This is a genomic window from Bacteroides sp. (genome assembly GCF_019417265.1).
Lineage (GTDB): Bacteria > Bacteroidota > Bacteroidia > Bacteroidales > Bacteroidaceae > Phocaeicola.
Genome location: NZ_DXVR01000056.1, coordinates 1 through 17,580, shown reverse-complemented (window position 1 = coordinate 17,580; position 17,580 = coordinate 1). Strand labels below are relative to the sequence as shown.

Below are 17,580 nucleotides of genomic sequence, written 5' to 3'. Positions count from 1 at the left end.
GTGAACTCATAATGTTGGTTTTATGAGTCAACTTTTTTCAGGGTAAGACAAACAGCCGCTGAACTGTTTTAATAAATACACGACGAAAGGCCTGTTTCGACAAAAATAAAATAACACAATATAAGCATTCCTCAAAAAAAGTGTGTAAATTTGCAGCATGGAATGGTTAACAAATTTATTTTTTGAGCATTCAGCCTTACAGGCTGTCATTATATTGTCACTTATAACAGCAATAGGATTAGGATTCGGGAAGCTCCATCTTTTTGGGGTTTCACTCGGAGTGACATTTGTTTTCTTTGTCGGAATCATGGCCGGACATCTTGGATTCTCCATCGACCCGCAGATGCTTATATATGTAGAAAGCTTCGGCCTGGTACTTTTCGTTTATTCTTTAGGACTTCAAGTTGGTCCGGGTTTCTTCAGTTCGTTCCACAAAGGAGGGTATAAACTGAACATGCTTGGATTGGGAGTCATCCTTATAGGTACGGCAATGGCCGTTATAATAAGCAAGACAGCGTCAATACCTCTGTCGGACATGGCAGGTATATTATGCGGAGCAACAACTAACACCCCTGCCCTCGGTGCCGCACAACAGACACTGAAACAAATGGGCGAACCTACAAGCGGAGCAGCACTGAGTTGCGCCATAACCTATCCACTCGGAGTGGTAGGTGTTATCCTTGCAATAATAGTACTGAAGAAACTCGTTGTAAAGCCTAAGGATATGGAGAGTCACGAACACGACGACTCAAACCATACATATATCGCCACATTCCAGGTTCACAATCCGGCCATATTCAACAAGAGTGTTCAGGATATAGCCAAACTGAGTTATCCGAAATTCGTTATCTCAAGACTTTGGAGGGACGGCAATGTGAGTATCCCTACTTCAGAAAAGATTCTCAAAGAGAACGACAGAATATTGGTCATCACGACAGAAAAGGATGCTCCTACCCTTACTATTCTATTCGGAGAACAGGAGAACAGGGACTGGAACAAGGAGGACATCGACTGGAATGCCATCGACAGCCAGCTTATTTCAAAACACGTGATAATCACACGTCCGGAAATTAACGGCAAGAAGCTTGGAAGTCTGCGTCTGAGAAACTCATATGGAATAAACATAAGCCGTGTGACCCGAAGCGGTGTACAGCTATTGGCTACTCCGGGACTTGTACTGCAGTTGGGCGACCGTCTGACAGTGGTAGGCGAAGCAGCAGCAATACAGAATGTAGAAAAAGTGTTGGGCAATACAGTAAAAACTCTCAAGGACCCAAACATGGCATCCATATTCATCGGAATAGTGGTAGGACTTATCATCGGTTCTATACCTATCTGGATTCCAGGTATAAGCTCACCGGTCAAATTAGGGCTTGCAGGCGGACCAATCATAATAGGCATACTTATCGGTGCATACGGACCAAGATTTCACTTAGTGACTTACACTACACGAAGTGCGAACCTGATGCTCAGAGGAATAGGACTCTCCATGTATCTGGCATGTTTAGGGCTGGATGCCGGCTCCCATTTCTTCGAAACCGTCATGAGGCCGGAAGGTGCATTATGGATAGGTATAGGATTTGCTATTACATTCATCCCCGTAGTGATAATGGCTATAGTGGCACTCAAAATCTTCAACCTCGATTTTGGAAGCACTTGCGGAATGCTGTGCGGAAGTATGGCCAACCCAATGGCACTGAACTACGCCAACGATATCATACCTAATGATAATCCTGCAGTAAGCTATGCAACGGTATATCCCTTAGGCATGTTTACAAGGGTGATAATGATACAAATAATACTGATGCTATTCTTATAGGAATTTAATATTGACAATATAAATCTAAAAACCATGACAGTAACAAACAAGGCGAAAATAGAGGAGATAAAAAGCGACTTGAGATATCTGGAACTGCTGTCGCAAAGCTTCCCGACCATAGCTGCGGCAAGTACAGAGATAATAAATCTTGAGGCTATCCTTAACCTGCCAAAAGGAACAGAACATTTCTTGGCCGATTTACACGGGGAGTATGAAGCGTTCAACCATGTACTCAGGAATGCTTCCGGAGCAATCAAAAGAAAAGTAAACGAGATTTTCGGCAACACACTGAGAGAGGCGGAAAAGAAAGAACTGTGTACGCTGATTTATTATCCGGAACAGAAACTGATTAGGGTAAAGGAATCTGAAGAAGACATGAACGACTGGTATGTGATAACGCTAAACCAACTGGTAAGCGTATGCCAGAACGTATCATCGAAATATACACGCTCTAAAGTCAGAAAGGCACTGCCTGAGGAGTTCTCATACATCATTCAGGAGTTACTCCACGAAAGCAGTACCACACAGAACAAACAGGCATATATCAACGTAATTATCAGCACTATAATAGAGACAGACAGGGCTGATGATTTCATAATTGCCCTGTGTAATCTTATCCAAAGACTTACAATAGACTCTCTGCACATCCTCGGAGACATATTCGACAGAGGACCGGGTCCGCACATAATAATGGATACGCTGTGCAACTACCATAACTTCGATATCCAATGGGGAAACCATGACATATTGTGGATGGGAGCTGCATCGGGCAACAAATGCAGCATAGCAAACGTATTACGCCTTGCCATGAGATACGGCAATCTTCCGGCACTGGAAGACGGCTACGGCATCAATCTGCTGCCACTCGCCACTTTCGCTATGGAAACCTATGCGGACGACCCGTGTACACAATTCTATCCTAAGGAATACGACGCACAATACAGCGACAAGACACTGCGAATGATAGCACAGATGCATAAGGCCATCAGTATCATCCAGTTCAAACTTGAGGCTGAGATAATCAGACGAAGACCGGAATTCGAGATGGAAGACAGACTGTTGCTTCATCATATCGATTTCGAAAAGAAGGTTCTCCGACTGGACGACAAGGAATACGAAATGAGGGATTGCCTGATGCCTACTGTCAATCCGGCAGACCCGTACAAACTGACACCAGAGGAAGAGGACGTGATAAACAAACTGCACGACTCATTCACAAGGAGCGAGAAGCTGCGCAAACATATGAAGTGTCTGTTCAGATACGGATGTATGTATAACGTATGCAACTCCAACCTGCTGTTCCACGCTTCGATGCCGCTCAACGAAGACGGAAGTCTGAAAGAAGTCAGTATAGGCGACAGAAAATACAAGGGTAAGGAACTGCTGAACAAAGTGGGACAACTGATACGCACAGCCTATTTTGCAGACAAGGACAACGAAGAAAAGGATTTTGCCGTTGACTATGTATGGTATCTGTGGTGCGGCAAGAATTCGCCTGCTTTCGACAAAAGCAAGATGGCTACTTTTGAGAGATATTTCCTGACCGACAAATCTACACATAAGGAAATAAAAGGATATTATTACTCAAAAAGGGACAACGAGGCTGTATGCGACATCATTCTGGACGAATTTAATGTGAAAGGCGAACACCGACACATCATCAACGGACATGTTCCGGTGAAAGCCGTTCAGGGAGAGAAACCTATCAAGGCTAACGGAAAGCTGATGGTCATTGACGGTGGATTCTCGAAAGCCTACCAGCCTGAAACGGGCATAGCAGGATATACACTGGTATATCACTCCCGCGGATTCCAGCTTGTACAGCACGAACCTTTCACTTCTACTCAGGCTGCAATAGAGCAAGGCAAAGACATCAAGTCTACGACACAGATTGTAGAATTGAGCACCCAGCGCATGATGGTGAAAGATACCGACAAAGGTGAAGAGCTGAAAATTCAGATTGAAGACCTGAAAAAACTGCTTATAGCATACAGGACAGGTATTCTAAAGGAAAAAGCGATATGATATCGTAATACATAATAAAAAAAAACGAGCCGTCATTCAATCTCAAACGCCGAAGCGTTCGACATTGAATGACGGTTCGTTTTTTCTCTCTCTTATACCTTATATTATACCAGCTTATTGGTGCATGTATCAGGGAAGATTACAGAAGGCTTAAATGTCTTGGCTTCCTCAAAGTCCATAAGCGCATATGATATGATTATCACGATATCTCCTACCTGCACCTTACGGGCCGCAGCACCGTTAAGACAAATACATCCCGAGCCACGCTCTCCCTTAATAACATAAGTCTCAAATCTTTCGCCGTTGTTATTGTCTACTATGTGTACCTTCTCGCCCGGTATGATGTTTGCAGCATCAAGCAAGTCTTCATCAATAGTGATGCTTCCCACATAGTTCAAGTTAGACTGAGTAACTGTAACACGGTGTATCTTCGACTTCAAAACTTCTATCATCATAGCTAATCTGGTTTATCCTTTATATTTAATGTTATCAATCAATCTGACTTCTCCGCAGAATACTGTGATACATCCTACTATGTAATCGCTGTCATTCCAGTTGGAAACAGTCTGAAGAGTATTACCGTCAACTATTTCGAAATACTCCAACTCCAGTCCTTCAGACTCTGCTATTCTGTTTTCCACAAACTGTTTTGTTTCTTCCAATGTATGCTCCTTTGCAAAATCAACACTGCTGAACAGTGTCTTTGAAATCTGCAAGGCCTGCAATCTCTGTTCTGCAGAAAGACGTGTATTTCTGCTACTTAAAGCCAAACCATCTGATTCACGCACGATAGGACATCCTACAATCTCAAGATTGAAAGGATACTTGCGAACCATCTCGCGAATGATTGCCAGCTGCTGGAAGTCTTTTTCACCGAAATAAGCCCTGTCAGGTTCAACGATAAGAAACAGCTTGCTCACTATCTGGCATACTCCGTTGAAATGTCCCGGACGGTATTTACCCTCCATTACAGTGTCAAGAGGAGCATAGCTGAACTGACGAGTGTCAGGCTCCGGATAGATTTCTTCTACCGAAGGAGCAAATACAAAAGCAGCACCGTGCTTTTCAAGCAAAGCACAGTCGGCGTCCAAAGTTCTTGGATATTTCAACAAATCGTTTTTGTCGTTAAACTGAGTCGGGTTGACGAAATCACTGACCACCACTACATCGTTTTCCTTAACGGCACGCTTGACCAAAGATGCATGGCCGTCATGCAGTGCGCCCATAGTAGGGACTAAACCTATTGACTTCCCTTGTTTACGAACTGCCTGCAATTCTTCACGCAGTTCACTGATTGCCTGAATTAACTTCATTTCTTTTCTATAGTTTATATACTATTCTATATTAGAATCAAATACAGAGCTATTTATATAGTTCCTGAAATCGGATGCAAAGTAAACCATTATTTGGCACATAATGAAAGATAAACATAAAAAAGTGCTTTATTTATCGCATTATAGAGGAAAAATGCATTACAAAACATACAATTTGCATGTAAATCCTACACCTATTAACATACTATAAGGAATTATTTAAGACTGCATTTTTATATCTACCCTTTTTTTTGTACCTTTGCAAAACATTTTGAGCATATAATAATAAACATGAGCGCAAAGAAAGTTTTATTCATTACACAAGAAATTACTCCTTACGTTCCGGAAAGCGAACTGTCGCTTATCGGACAGAATCTTCCACAGGCTATTCAGGACAAAGGTCGTGAAATCAGAACATTCATGCCAAAGTGGGGTATCATAAACGAACGCAGAAATCAGTTGCACGAGGTAATCCGCCTGTCAGGAATGAACCTGATAATTGACGATACAGACCATCCGCTTATCATCAAAGTGGCTTCTGTCCAGGCAGCACGCCGACAGATTTACTTCATTGACAATGACGATTATTTCCAGCACAGACTTATGACAACCGATGAGAATGGAAATGAGTACGAAGACAATGGAGAAAGAGCAATATTCTATGCAAGAGGTGTATTGGAAACAGTGAAAAAACTACGCTGGTGTCCGGACGTAATACACTGTCACGGATGGATGAGTGCCGTTGTACCGCTTTATATAAAGAAAGCATATTACGACGAGCCGTCATTCCGCGATTCAAAAGTTGTATTCTCTGTTTATGACGATGGTTTCAAATCTAATTTTGTAGAAAACTTCAAGGAGCAGCTTAAGTTTAAGGACATTACATCTGAAAACCTCAAGATGATAGAAAATCCTGTAAACTATAATGAGTTGTGTAAATTGGCTGTAGCATATTCCGACGGTGTTATACAGAATGGAGAAAATGTAAACCCTGAGATATTGGATTATGCTAAGAGCCTGAATATACCTGTTGTAGAAAATCAGCAAGGTTTCGATACCTATGCCGATGCATGCAACTCGCTATATGACCAGGTATTGGGAAATAACGAATAATTCATAAGAATCAATGTAGTGAGAAAAAAACTGCATTGATTTGTTTTTATAACCATAATTGTAGTATAACATGAAATTCAAGTTAATGGCTGTAATAGCATGTACGGCCGCACTCTATAGCTGTGATGATTCCACATCCGGAGTCGGAGACTTTGTTTCAAATATAGATAAGATAGAAGCTTTCTCAAGTACATATGAGGCTACATCTGAAACAGAAATATTTACTGAAACATTTACAAAAGGAATCTACTCACGTACCAACAGAGCTTATTTAGGAAAATATACAGATGCTGACTTCGGAGAATATTCTGCAAGTTTTATAACTCAGATAAACTGTCCGGAAGGATTTGAATTTCCAGAAAGGCTTAAAGAGATCACAGATGTTTCTCTTGAATTATACTACACAGGATTTTATGGAGATTCATTGGCAACTCTTACAGTTCAAGTAGACGAATTGGACAAGGTTATTGATGACAGTGACGAGGCTTTGTATTATACCAATTACGAACCTAAAAATTACTACGATGAAACTGGGAAATATACAGCCCAAAAATCATACGCAGCTGTAGATAAATCTGTTAGCGATTCACTCAGAAACAGTAAAGGATATTACCCTAACATTAAAATAGACTTAGGCGAAGAGTTCAGAAAGAATCTTGATGATAAATCAAAGGACCCTAACAATTTCAAAGATGCCAATACTTTCATCAACAATGTTTTAAAAGGATTTTATGTGCATACAGTACAAGGAGACGGTTCTATAGTGTATATCAAAGATATTTGGTTAAGAATAAACATGAAATATACCGTTACCGGCTCACAAGGACAGGACTCTACAGCTATTGGCAGTTCTATTCTTGCAGCAAGTAAGGAGGTACTGATGTCTACACGAATGCAAAATAATACGGATAAACTTCAAGAATTAAAAGCAAACAAAAATCATACATACCTAAAAACTCCCGCCGGACTTTATACGGAGATAACTCTACCAATAGAAAGTAAAGATGGTAAGGATGGTATATTTGAGAAGCATAAGAATGATACTTTAAACTCAGTAACACTATCCATTAAGAAATACAGATATAATAATGACTTGAATGAAGATAACGCTGACAAGTCACAATACAAAATGGGAGTACCTCAGAACGTTCTTATGATAAGAAAAGGCGACATGAATGACTTCTTCGAGAAGAACAAGACTTTCGACAATGAAACTTCATTCTTAGGAACTTATGACAGTAGTACCAACTCATATACATTCTCTAAACTAAACCGTCTGATAAGTCATATCTTCTCAGAAAAAAGACAAGGCAATAATGACGCTGACAGAGATGTAGTAGTACTTATTCCTGTAACAACCGAAACAGATACTGAAGGTAATATTATAGGCGTATCGCATGATATGGAAGTTAATGCCGCAAGACTGTTTGGAGGGGAAGACGGTGAAAAACTAAAAATGGAGGTTATTTATACACGACCATAAAGATATTCTTTCTAATAAAAAATGGCATGTTATAGCACTTACACTATAGCATGCCATTTTTATTTTTACATACCATTCAGAACTGACCTCTAACCGCGAATGCAATAAAAAAAGATGGGACATACGCTTAAATACATCCCATCCTTCTGTTATGAATAATATTGATTACTTGCCGGTAGACTTATCGGCAGAAGCTGTTTTTGAAGTTGACTTCTTTGTAGTAGTCTTCTTAGCCTCAGGTTTCTCCACTTTGGCAAGTTTCTTTTCAGCATCTGTCAGCTTCTTCTGCAGTTTTGCTATTTCAGCATTCAACTGTACAAGTTCTTCACCCTGATTCTTTATTGTTGTAAGCAAAGAACCGAGCTCTTCATTCTCCATGTCCACAGGATAGAGAGAATTTACTCGTTTGATGAAATCACCAAGAATGTTCATATAATTTGTGAAAGCATCGAAAGGTGAATCATAGATATCACGGTTGAAAGCAACACCGGTTTCCTTTGTAGTCATAAAGCGGAAGTTGTTACTTGCCTGCAGATAATCCCAATCCTGCTTTATTCTCTTGTCGTCACACAAATAAACTCTTTCTGCAACACTGTAAAGTTTATTGAACGCCTCACGCTGCATAATGTTACCCAACCATGGGCTGATATCTCTTTCTTCATCTACCCATGACATAGGATAAGGAACATCCATTCCGTCTACAGACTTCAACTTCGATACAATCTCAGAAGGAGTAGAGAATGTTATACCTTTCTGCTTAGCGCATGCAGGAAGAGCCTTCATAAAGTCAAGAATGTTTGATGACAATGGTTGGAAATATCCCAATGCAGACAATTCCATAAAGATATTGATTACCTGTTCGCTTTCAGGCATTGAATCTATCCAACTGATATACTTATCAGCAAATAAAGGATATTCGCTCCATTCGCTGTTAGAGAAACGCAAACTTATATCATCTGAAAGTTTGAAATCTCTCATAAGAAGTTTCAGATTAGGATTCTCAACACAATGATATAAATAGTGAGGACTCTTCCATCCGAGAACGTGTTTTGCACCTTCTATCAACATTCCCTTGAATCCCATTCCGGCAACAAGTCCACCAATTTCATTATCATAAATCAAGCTTGAGTTACGGAATACCTTAGGTTCCTGACCGAAATAGTCTTTAATCTTGCGGCGCATACGGTTGACTTCTTCCTTGAAGCAGTCTTCATTAGCCAACGATGACAAACCGTGTGAATATGGTTCACACAAGAATTCGCAACATCCTGTACTATTCAATTCCTGCAATAATTCGATAACAGCAGGAGCATAAATTTCCAACTGTTCCAAAGCAACTCCGGAAATTGACAGAGCAACCTTAAATGCTCCTTCATTTTCCTTAGCCATCTGGATAAGAGTGTTGAGTGCCGGTATATATGAGCATTCTGCTATTTCATTAATACCCTGCTCATTGGCAAAATCATCATAGTAGTAATGATCAGAGCCTATTTCAAAGAAACGGTAACGTTTCAGATGTATTATCTGATGAATCTCAAAATATAAACAGATTGTTTTCATATCAATTTAAGACTAATATTTTACTTATTATAATTTCTCAGGACATCTTCATACAAAGAACGGACTTTAAGACCGACTTTTTCCCAGGTAATTCCGTCCACCTCGGTTTTTCCTTCTTTCTGAAGATATTCAAACAGCGACTGATTGGTACATATTGAATATATAGCGTCTGCCATAGCATGAATGTCCCAATAGTCTGTCTTTATAACCTTATTAAGAATTTCACCGCATCCTGACTGCTTGGAAATAATAGAAGGAGTTCCGCACTGCATAGCTTCCAATGGAGCAATACCGAATGGTTCGGAAACAGAAGGCATAACAAATACATCGCTGTTCTTGTAAACCTCATATACCTGTTTACCTTTCATAAATCCAGGGAAGTGGAAACGGTCTGCGATGCCACGTTCCGCAACCAGATTAATCATGGCGTTCAACATATCGCCGGAACCTGCCATTACGAAACGGATGTTACGCGTACGTTTCAAGACCATAGCTGCCGCTTCAACAAAATATTCCGGTCCTTTCTGCATTGTGATACGTCCAAGGAAAGTAACAATCTTTTCTTTAGAATGATCCGGACGTGGTATATCCTGATATTCCTGTGACAACGGATAAACGGCATTATGTACGGCAAATACCTTTCGTGGGTCCTGATGATACTCATTAATTACTGTACGACGAGTAAGCTCAGATACACACATAATACAGTCCGCATAGTCCATGCCGTTCTTTTCAATGGAATATACCGTAGGATTAACTTTTCCGCGGGAACGGTCGAAATCAGTTGCATGGACATGGATACAGAGAGGTTTTCCACTCACCATTTTCGCATGCACTCCGGCCGGATAAGTAAGCCAGTCGTGAGCATGGATAATGTCGAACTGCTGCTGACGTGCCACTACACCTGCAATAATAGAGAAATTATTAATTTCATCATGCAAATTTCCAGGATATCCTCCCGCAAACTCCATACATCCCAAGTCGTTGACATTCATGTATGAGAAATCAGCATAAATCTTATCACGGTAAGCATAATATTCTTCAGGTGTCATCTGGGCATGCAAACGAGACTTGAGATAATCATAGTTTACGTCACGCCATACAATAGGCACTTGATTCATACCAACAATCTTAAGGAATCCTTCCTCCTCGCCGGTCGGCTTAGGCATACAGAATACTGTTTCTACATCACCTTGCAGACTCAAACCTTTCGTTATACCGTATGAAGCTACCGCAAGACCACCGTATATTTTTGGAGGAAATTCCCAACCAAACATTAAAACTTTCATAAAACTCCTCCTTCTTTATTGATTCTCAAATTTATCCAACAAATACAAACCACGAAGAATTTCCGCAACGTTCATAGCAAACGATACAGCTCCCCTACCTTTGAAAGGTGGATTACCATCAAACAACTCTGGAAGTGTTCCCAGACAATGGCATGTCATTTCGTCCTCGTAGCTAACAAATTGTCTCCACAAGAAAGAGATAGCGCTTCTCTTGTAAATCTTCAGGTAAGCTTCCATGTAGAAACCTTCCAGCCAAGGCCATGCAGTACCCTGATGGTATGCATAATCTCTCTGCATCTGAGGTCCTACATAGTTAGGATTGTAGCCTCCACTCTTAGGACTCAAAGAACGAAGTCCCTTAGGAGTAAGCAGTTCCTTGGTAACGATATCAATCACACCCTTCTTCTGTTTTGCATCAAGTGGTGAGTAATCGAATGCAGCGGCAAAAATCATATTAGGACGAACACTCCAATCCATCATGTCTCCATCAACGAAATCAAGCAGATAGCCATATTCATTGAGGAATGTATCAACGAATGATTTTCCGGCCTTTTCAGCTGTCTGTTTCAAGCGCCATGCAAAGTCATTGTCGCCTACCTCAGACATCATGTCGGCAGTGAAGCACAAAGCATTATACCACAAAGAATTGAATTCTACGATATAACCTGTTCTACCAACTACCGGACGACCGTTAACCGTTGAGTTCATCCATGTGATTGCATTATCCCTGCCATCTGAATATACAAGACCATTTTCCCTTACTTCAAGATTAGGATGCTTGCCATCAAGCAGGAATGACATTATATCTTTCAGCAATACAAGATATTTTTCTTTTGCTGCATCGCGTGAAACCATCTTTGCATATTGCTGGATTGTCCATACAGCCCAAAGCAACACATCCGGATGATATATCTCGTAAACTTTCAATGTGGATTTTTCGCCATTCATAAATGCATAGATTGCTTTTATGGCTGTATCCATTATCATCTCGAATTTACCAGTCTCGCCTACTGACAGCGTAAGTCCGGGCAACGAAACGAACATATCCCTGGCACGGCATTTAAACCATGGATAACCAGCCAAGATATATGATTCACCACCCTGCTTGTTAAGGAACTGGTGCGCCGCATTGATAAGGCAATTCTTGAAGTCTTTTCTCGGTGTTCTCTGTTCTGCCTCATCAGCAAAAAGCTGGTTAAGTTTGGAAGTGTCAACCGGAGAGATACCACCTGAGAATGTGACACTTTCGCCTTTATTTATTTTGAACTCGAAATATCCCGGAACATAAAGGTCCTCATTGAAGTCGTAACCACGCTCCTGTTCTTTCGGATACTCAATTCCCCTATACCAGTCAGGAGTGAAATGGAACTCGTTTTCCTTGCTGAACTGCATATGCAATTCCGGATAACCGGGATACATACAAGTCTTTATTCCATTGTCGATGATGTCATATTTACGGCTTGCCTGGGAATTTTCATGAGTATATTCCCTCACACTTCTGAAAGCCAAATAAGGACGCAGGCGGAGAATTGTTTCAGAGTGGGCATCAACCAAAGTATATCTTATCAGGATACGGTGTTCGTGATGAACAAAAACCTTTTCCTTCTTCAATATTACACCACCAACACGATACCATGTTGTAGGTACTTTTTCACACTCATACTCACGTATATATTTATGACCACGCGGACTAAAATTGTCACCATGATATTTATGGAGACCTAAATTAAACTCAGCACCATGCTGTATCACTGTTTCGTCCATTGCCGACAAAAGTACGTGATTTTCATCATCAAGTTCCGGAACCGGAATGACTAATAATCCATGATACTTGCGAGTATTACAATCTACGATAGTAGAACAATGGTAAGCTCCTGAACGATTTGTACGAAGAATCTCACGTGGCAAAGATTCCTCAAGATTCGTCATCAGAGTTTTATCAAAACGTAAATAACTCATAGATGTTATATTAAGGTTATTAAATTGTTCAATAAATATGTTATAATTCTCACCCCAAATTTAGTAATTAAAAAATCAAATCAAAACGTAAAACTCGTTTTTTTTTCTCTTTAGGGTATATTTTCGGGATAAATAAGGTTTTTAATTGAAAAAACCTATCACAATGTAATGAAAGGCTATATTATACATTGGAAAATATAAAAAAATCCTGAGTTAAAAACCCAGGATTTTAGACTTTATATATTAATCTATAATATCAAAACCACAATATGGAACCAAAGCTTTAGGTATCCTTATACCTTCAGGAGTCTGGTTATTTTCAAGCAGAGCAGCAACGATTCTTGGCAATGCCAAAGCTGAACCATTCAAAGTATGACACAACTCTGTTTTCTTGTCTGCATTTCTGTATCTACATTTCAAACGGTTTGCCTGATATGTATCGAAGTTAGAAACAGAACTTACTTCAAGCCATCTCTGCTGAGCTTCAGAATATACCTCAAAGTCATAACAGATTGCAGCAGTGAAACTCATATCTCCACCACATAAGCGCAGGATTCTATAAGGCAATTCCAGCTTCTTCAACAATCCTTCTACATGGTCAAGCATTTCCTGATGTGATTGTTTTGAATGTTCTGGTTTGTCTATTCTGACAAGTTCAACCTTAGAGAATTCGTGCAGACGGTTCAATCCACGAACATCTTTACCGTATGAACCGGCCTCACGACGGAAACACTGTGTATATGCACAGTTCTTGATAGGCAATTGTTTCTCATCAAGAATGACATCGCGATATATGTTGGTTACAGGAACCTCAGCTGTTGGAATCAAATACAAATCATCAAGATTGCAGTGATACATCTGGCCTTCCTTATCAGGCAGCTGACCTGTACCGTAGCCTGATGCAGCGTTTACTACAGTTGGAGGCATAATTTCCTCATAACCTGAAGCACGTGCTTCATCAAGGAAGAAATTAATCAAAGCTCTCTGCAAGCGTGCTCCCTTACCTTTATATACAGGGAATCCTGCACCTGTAATCTTTACTCCAAGATCGAAGTCTATCAAATCGTATTTTTTTGCAAGCTCCCAGTGTGGCAATGCATTCTTAGGAAGTTCTGTTTCCATACCTCCATGCTTTACAATAACATTGTCTTCCGCACAACTTCCTTCCGGAACTTCATCGTATGGAACATTAGGTATTGTATATAATATTTCCTGCATTTCTTCAGAAGCCTTGTCCATTTCAGCCTGCAAAGTTTTACTTGCTTCTTTGATTTCAGCCACTTTTAGTTTAGCAGCTTCAGCCTCTTCTTTCTTGCCTTCTTTCATCAGCAGGCCGATACTCTTCGAAATAGTATTAACTTCAGCAAGATTTCTATCTAATTGATTCTGGGCGTTACGTCTTCTGTCATTACATTCAAGCACCTTAGCTATAGTTCCTTTAGCGTTTGCGAAGTGCTTCTTCTCAAGTCCACGAATTACCTTGTCGGTATCCTCTGTAATTTGTTTAATAGTGAGCATATTTTTCTACTTTTATAAACGTTCCTAATAAAAAGATATGCAAAGATATATTTTTTTTATCAATTATACAGAGAGTAATTATTTTTTAATCAGAAAACAGGCAAAGTATATACCAGTCCGAGCGAAACACGCTGCAAATTATGGCTACCTGCCCCAAACGCTGTAGCTTTTTCCGTAAGATGAACGTTCTTATGCAACAGATGCAAATACACTATCAGCTCACTGTCCTTCATCGGATAATACTCAGCACAAAGCTGCACATTCCATGTCCTCCGGTAATTACCTTTCTCCAGGCCTCCTGATGACTTATATATATTACCTATTTCATAGACACCTTTAGCATAAATGTTCAAATGTGTAGATATACGATAATCTAAATTGGCTATAGTAGTAAAATATTCTACATTACTGACAGTTGTAGGCGTTCCTGTTTCTGTATCAAATGAAGAAGTGATAAGTCCTTTTGTGTCCAAACCTTCTCTTGAATACATAAAATCTATATATCCGAGAAACGGCTTCTTGTCCCACACATTTCCACAAGTAAAATAGAATATGTTTTTACCCTTTGCCAACTGACCATAAGATAAGGAGTACCTTAACTGCATTGCCCTGTCAACAAAATATCCGTCCCAGTTGGCTGTACCAAGAAGTGGCACCTTGGAATCCTCTACTCCCTCAGGCAAAGGATACATGAACTGATCATCAATGGTTGAGTTCCTGTTGTTTGTAACCTGGAAATTCAGCATCTGATTATCATTGATATTATATGCCATATTCAGTCCTACCTGATAGGCTGGTATAGTATTGTTAAAATCAGAATAATGCCTTACTTTAATAGCATTTACCCAACACTCGTAACCGCTGAACTGTACAGGCTGCTTTCCTGCCGTAAGATGCCATCTGTCGTTAAGCTGCCACCCTACCATTGCCAGTTCCACTGAACCGGCCAGATTGTCCAACGGGATATTCGGATTAGTATATTTATTGAATGATTGTCGGAAATGATATGAGAATTTCTCTCTGAAAGCACCTAAAACTTCCAGTCGCACACGATGAACTTTAAATGCCATATCATCAAAATGCCCATTACTGAAAGACGCATCGGCTGCTGTGCAGAACTGTATATTCATGTTAGTCCAGTCTATATCACGTTTTCCGTCCGTTACACGCTGAAGCAATGTTTTTTCTTCAGAGGAAACCATTGATATATTCTGTGAATTAACATCAAGAGAGAAACTGCAGCAATATAACACTGCAAATAATAATTTGTTGTTTAATGATAATTTTTTGCTCATAAAAAGAATGTTTAACAATACATAAACAACACTGACTCACAAAAAGTTCAAACAACGGACTTATCAACGAGGAATTATCAAAGTTAAAGCTTCCGGTGCAATAGTAACCTCAAATGGATATGACTTTTCTGTCCATAACCTTCCGTCAATACTTATTTCTGCATTTCTGGCACGCAATACCTTCACGGATTTTGTACGATAAGGTTTAACTATCTTATGGTTAAGCAGTCTTCCCTGCTGCAACATCCATAATCCTGAAATCAACTCACGCAGTTGTGGTCTGTATATAACCGACACATCAAGCCATCCATTATAAGGTACAGCACTCGGGGTAAGCCCATATCCCCTACAACTGCCTATACACACAGCCATAATACGCCCCCTGATATGTTCATTGTTCAGTTTAAGATGCATTCTGTGCAGTTTACGCTCGAACGCAACCAGCAACAACGACGACAGGTAAGAAATCAGAGGTATTCCCCAAAATCGTTTTGTTTCATTGGTTATCATAACGATTTTTGCTCCCAAACCCATATAAACAGCATTAAGGAAATATCTGTCTGTATGCTGACCTTCATTATAAAATCCAAAAACACCGACATCAACTTTTCTCAGACGTCTGTTTATCAGCACATCCACAGCCCCTTTATAGTCGTCTGAATCAAGGCCCCAATATTTGGCAAAATCATTTCCTATACCATTGGGAATAATTCCGAATGCTATCTCATGTAAATTCTCTACATCAGAATGCATTATACCGTTTACGGCATCGTTGATGGCGCCGTCTCCACCCACCACTACAATAGTCTTATATCCATTGTTGGCCATAGTTCGTGCAAGACGTTCTACAGAACCGAAGCCTTCCGACTGGACATAATCGTACATCACATTCTGACTATCCATATACTCACGGATTTTAGTCCATCTTTTCTGTGCTTTCCTGCTACCGGCTTTTGGATTATAAATAATCCCCCATCTGTTAGGTTCAACTGCCATAATGTATAAAAAGTTTAGATTATAAGACAAATTTAAAATACAAGACTCTCGACTATTAAAATACTATATCATCACAACATGGACTGTATGACATCTATCTTATGCTGTAAATCCCATTCAGCATTTATCCATGATATAGTAAATCCTCGTCTTTCCATTCCTCTGAACCATGTCATCTGACGCTTGGCAAACTGATGAATTGCAACTTCAAGCTGTGAGCACATTTCATCGAAAGTCAAAGCCCCTGTTACATACAATGTCAGATACTTATATTCAAGTCCATAATAAATCAAATCATCGGGAGTAAGACCGGAATTTAAAAGAGACTTCACTTCATCCACCATTCCTTCATCCAGTCTTTGCCTTAAACGTTTCGAGATTTTTTCTCTTCGTAGTTCTCTGCTGATATCTACTCCGATAATTAAACTGTTAAAATGCGGGAACTGACGCGCATCTACCTCATTCTTCTGATAATAATCTTCTATCTCTATAGCCCTGATAGCTCTCTTGGCCGTGTCAATATCTGTAGAATTATGAAGTTTCTTATATTTGGACAGGATATCTGCCAGTTCCTCCAAGGACTTACCGGAAAGACTTTCTCTAAGTTCTTTATTCTCAGGCACAGGTACAAGCCTGTATCCTTTCAAGACAGACTCTATATAAAGCCCTGTTCCACCACACAGAATCGCATTCTTTCCTCTTGACTTAATGTCTTCATAAGCATTAAGAAAATCCCGTTGGAATTCAAATACATTATATTTATAACCCGGAGCAACTATATCAATCAGATGGTAAGGAACATTATACCCTTCTACATTGTAATCCTTCAAATCTTTCCCAGTACCAATGTCCATACCACGATACACCTGTCTGCTGTCAGCACTGATTATCTCAGCATCAATACATTTAGCCAATGATGCAGCCAAAGTCGTTTTACCTGATGCCGTAGGTCCCAGTATGGTTATAAAATCATATTTCATATAATCAATAATATAATGTATGAATAACTGTCTACAAAGATAGTTTATTTTACAGCAACATACAACTATATAAAATGATAAGAAAAAAAATAAAAAAATGACACAAGCCATTAGGCATAAAAAAAGCTGCCCTGAAAAAAATCAGGGCAGCCTCGCTATTTATGGTTATATAACTAATTAGCAGTTTACAGAAGCCATGTGAGCGATCAAATCCAATACTTTGTTAGAGT

At 39.8% G+C, this 17,580-nt stretch carries 13 protein-coding genes; 4 read left to right on the top strand and 9 right to left on the bottom strand.

Annotated features, from left to right (window positions below):
* Positions 1–157 precede the first annotated feature (157 nt).
* Both QZ379_RS08050 and QZ379_RS08045 read left to right on the top strand, forming a co-directional pair.
* Positions 158–1,819: a putative transporter gene (locus QZ379_RS08050; RefSeq protein WP_291562901.1), complete on the top strand. Its 1,662-nt coding sequence runs from the start codon at positions 158–160 to the stop codon at positions 1,817–1,819.
* Between the two features lie 33 nt (positions 1,820–1,852).
* A complete protein-coding gene (locus QZ379_RS08045) occupies positions 1,853–3,844 on the top strand; it encodes a fructose-1,6-bisphosphatase (protein ID WP_291562898.1) in 1,992 nt (663 codons plus the stop codon).
* A gap of 104 nt (positions 3,845–3,948) precedes the next feature.
* Here the strand turns inward: QZ379_RS08045 and panD are convergent, their stop codons facing one another.
* Positions 3,949–4,299, bottom strand: a complete 351-nt coding sequence (panD, locus tag QZ379_RS08040; RefSeq protein WP_291562895.1) for an aspartate 1-decarboxylase — start codon at positions 4,297–4,299, stop codon at positions 3,949–3,951.
* 12 nt (positions 4,300–4,311) lie between these two features.
* Entirely contained in the window at positions 4,312–5,157 is an 846-nt protein-coding gene (gene panC, locus QZ379_RS08035; RefSeq protein WP_291562893.1) for a pantoate--beta-alanine ligase, read from the bottom strand.
* Between the two features lie 291 nt (positions 5,158–5,448).
* Here panC and QZ379_RS08030 point away from each other — a divergent pair, with 291 nt between their 5' ends.
* Both QZ379_RS08030 and QZ379_RS08025 read left to right on the top strand, forming a co-directional pair.
* On the top strand, positions 5,449–6,270 hold the full coding sequence (locus tag QZ379_RS08030; protein WP_291562889.1) for a glycogen/starch synthase: 822 nt from the start codon (positions 5,449–5,451) through the stop codon (positions 6,268–6,270).
* A gap of 70 nt (positions 6,271–6,340) precedes the next feature.
* Positions 6,341–7,753 (top strand): DUF4270 domain-containing protein, encoded by a 1,413-nt coding sequence (locus QZ379_RS08025; RefSeq protein ID WP_291562886.1) that lies wholly within the window; start codon positions 6,341–6,343, stop codon positions 7,751–7,753.
* 165 nt (positions 7,754–7,918) lie between these two features.
* On the opposite strand, the gene QZ379_RS08020 is transcribed toward QZ379_RS08025, so the two are convergent.
* The 7 genes from QZ379_RS08020 to miaA form a co-directional block, all read right to left on the bottom strand.
* Complete coding sequence (locus tag QZ379_RS08020; protein ID WP_291562882.1) at positions 7,919–9,313, bottom strand: glycoside hydrolase family 57 protein; 1,395 nt, start codon at positions 9,311–9,313, stop codon at positions 7,919–7,921.
* Positions 9,314–9,333: 20 nt separating this feature from the next.
* Complete coding sequence (locus QZ379_RS08015) at positions 9,334–10,602, bottom strand: glycosyltransferase family 4 protein (protein ID WP_291562879.1); 1,269 nt, start codon at positions 10,600–10,602, stop codon at positions 9,334–9,336.
* 15 nt (positions 10,603–10,617) lie between these two features.
* Positions 10,618–12,561: a glycogen debranching enzyme N-terminal domain-containing protein gene (locus QZ379_RS08010; RefSeq protein ID WP_291562876.1), complete on the bottom strand. Its 1,944-nt coding sequence runs from the start codon at positions 12,559–12,561 to the stop codon at positions 10,618–10,620.
* Between the two features lie 243 nt (positions 12,562–12,804).
* The gene (serS, locus tag QZ379_RS08005) at positions 12,805–14,079 is read right to left on the bottom strand and encodes a serine--tRNA ligase (RefSeq protein WP_291562873.1); all 1,275 of its coding nucleotides are present in this window, start codon (positions 14,077–14,079) and stop codon (positions 12,805–12,807) included.
* An 89-nt stretch (positions 14,080–14,168) separates the two neighbouring features.
* Positions 14,169–15,374 carry an OprO/OprP family phosphate-selective porin gene (locus QZ379_RS08000; protein WP_291562870.1) on the bottom strand — a complete coding sequence of 402 codons (1,206 nt, stop codon included), beginning with the start codon at positions 15,372–15,374 and terminating at the stop codon, positions 14,169–14,171.
* A 63-nt stretch (positions 15,375–15,437) separates the two neighbouring features.
* Positions 15,438–16,370, bottom strand: a complete 933-nt coding sequence (locus QZ379_RS07995) for a diacylglycerol kinase family protein (RefSeq protein WP_291562867.1) — start codon at positions 16,368–16,370, stop codon at positions 15,438–15,440.
* Positions 16,371–16,441: 71 nt separating this feature from the next.
* Entirely contained in the window at positions 16,442–17,350 is a 909-nt protein-coding gene (gene miaA, locus QZ379_RS07990) for a tRNA (adenosine(37)-N6)-dimethylallyltransferase MiaA (protein ID WP_291562864.1), read from the bottom strand.
* Positions 17,351–17,580: the final 230 nt, after the last annotated feature.

Bases quoted from the DNA above. Each gene is read 5' to 3' on its own strand.
- serS (WP_291562873.1), bottom strand. From the start codon at position 14,079: ATGCTCACTATTAAACAAATTACAGAGGATACCGACAAGGTAATTCGT.
- QZ379_RS08030 (WP_291562889.1), top strand. From the start codon at position 5,449: ATGAGCGCAAAGAAAGTTTTATTCATTACACAAGAAATTACTCCTTAC.
- panD (WP_291562895.1), bottom strand. From the start codon at position 4,299: ATGATGATAGAAGTTTTGAAGTCGAAGATACACCGTGTTACAGTTACT.
- QZ379_RS08000 (WP_291562870.1), bottom strand. From the start codon at position 15,374: ATGAGCAAAAAATTATCATTAAACAACAAATTATTATTTGCAGTGTTA.
- QZ379_RS08010 (WP_291562876.1), bottom strand. From the start codon at position 12,561: ATGAGTTATTTACGTTTTGATAAAACTCTGATGACGAATCTTGAGGAA.
- QZ379_RS08015 (WP_291562879.1), bottom strand. From the start codon at position 10,602: ATGAAAGTTTTAATGTTTGGTTGGGAATTTCCTCCAAAAATATACGGT.
- miaA (WP_291562864.1), bottom strand. From the start codon at position 17,350: ATGAAATATGATTTTATAACCATACTGGGACCTACGGCATCAGGTAAA.
- panC (WP_291562893.1), bottom strand. From the start codon at position 5,157: ATGAAGTTAATTCAGGCAATCAGTGAACTGCGTGAAGAATTGCAGGCA.
- QZ379_RS08045 (WP_291562898.1), top strand. From the start codon at position 1,853: ATGACAGTAACAAACAAGGCGAAAATAGAGGAGATAAAAAGCGACTTG.
- QZ379_RS08025 (WP_291562886.1), top strand. From the start codon at position 6,341: ATGAAATTCAAGTTAATGGCTGTAATAGCATGTACGGCCGCACTCTAT.
- QZ379_RS08050 (WP_291562901.1), top strand. From the start codon at position 158: ATGGAATGGTTAACAAATTTATTTTTTGAGCATTCAGCCTTACAGGCT.
- QZ379_RS07995 (WP_291562867.1), bottom strand. From the start codon at position 16,370: ATGGCAGTTGAACCTAACAGATGGGGGATTATTTATAATCCAAAAGCC.
- QZ379_RS08020 (WP_291562882.1), bottom strand. From the start codon at position 9,313: ATGAAAACAATCTGTTTATATTTTGAGATTCATCAGATAATACATCTG.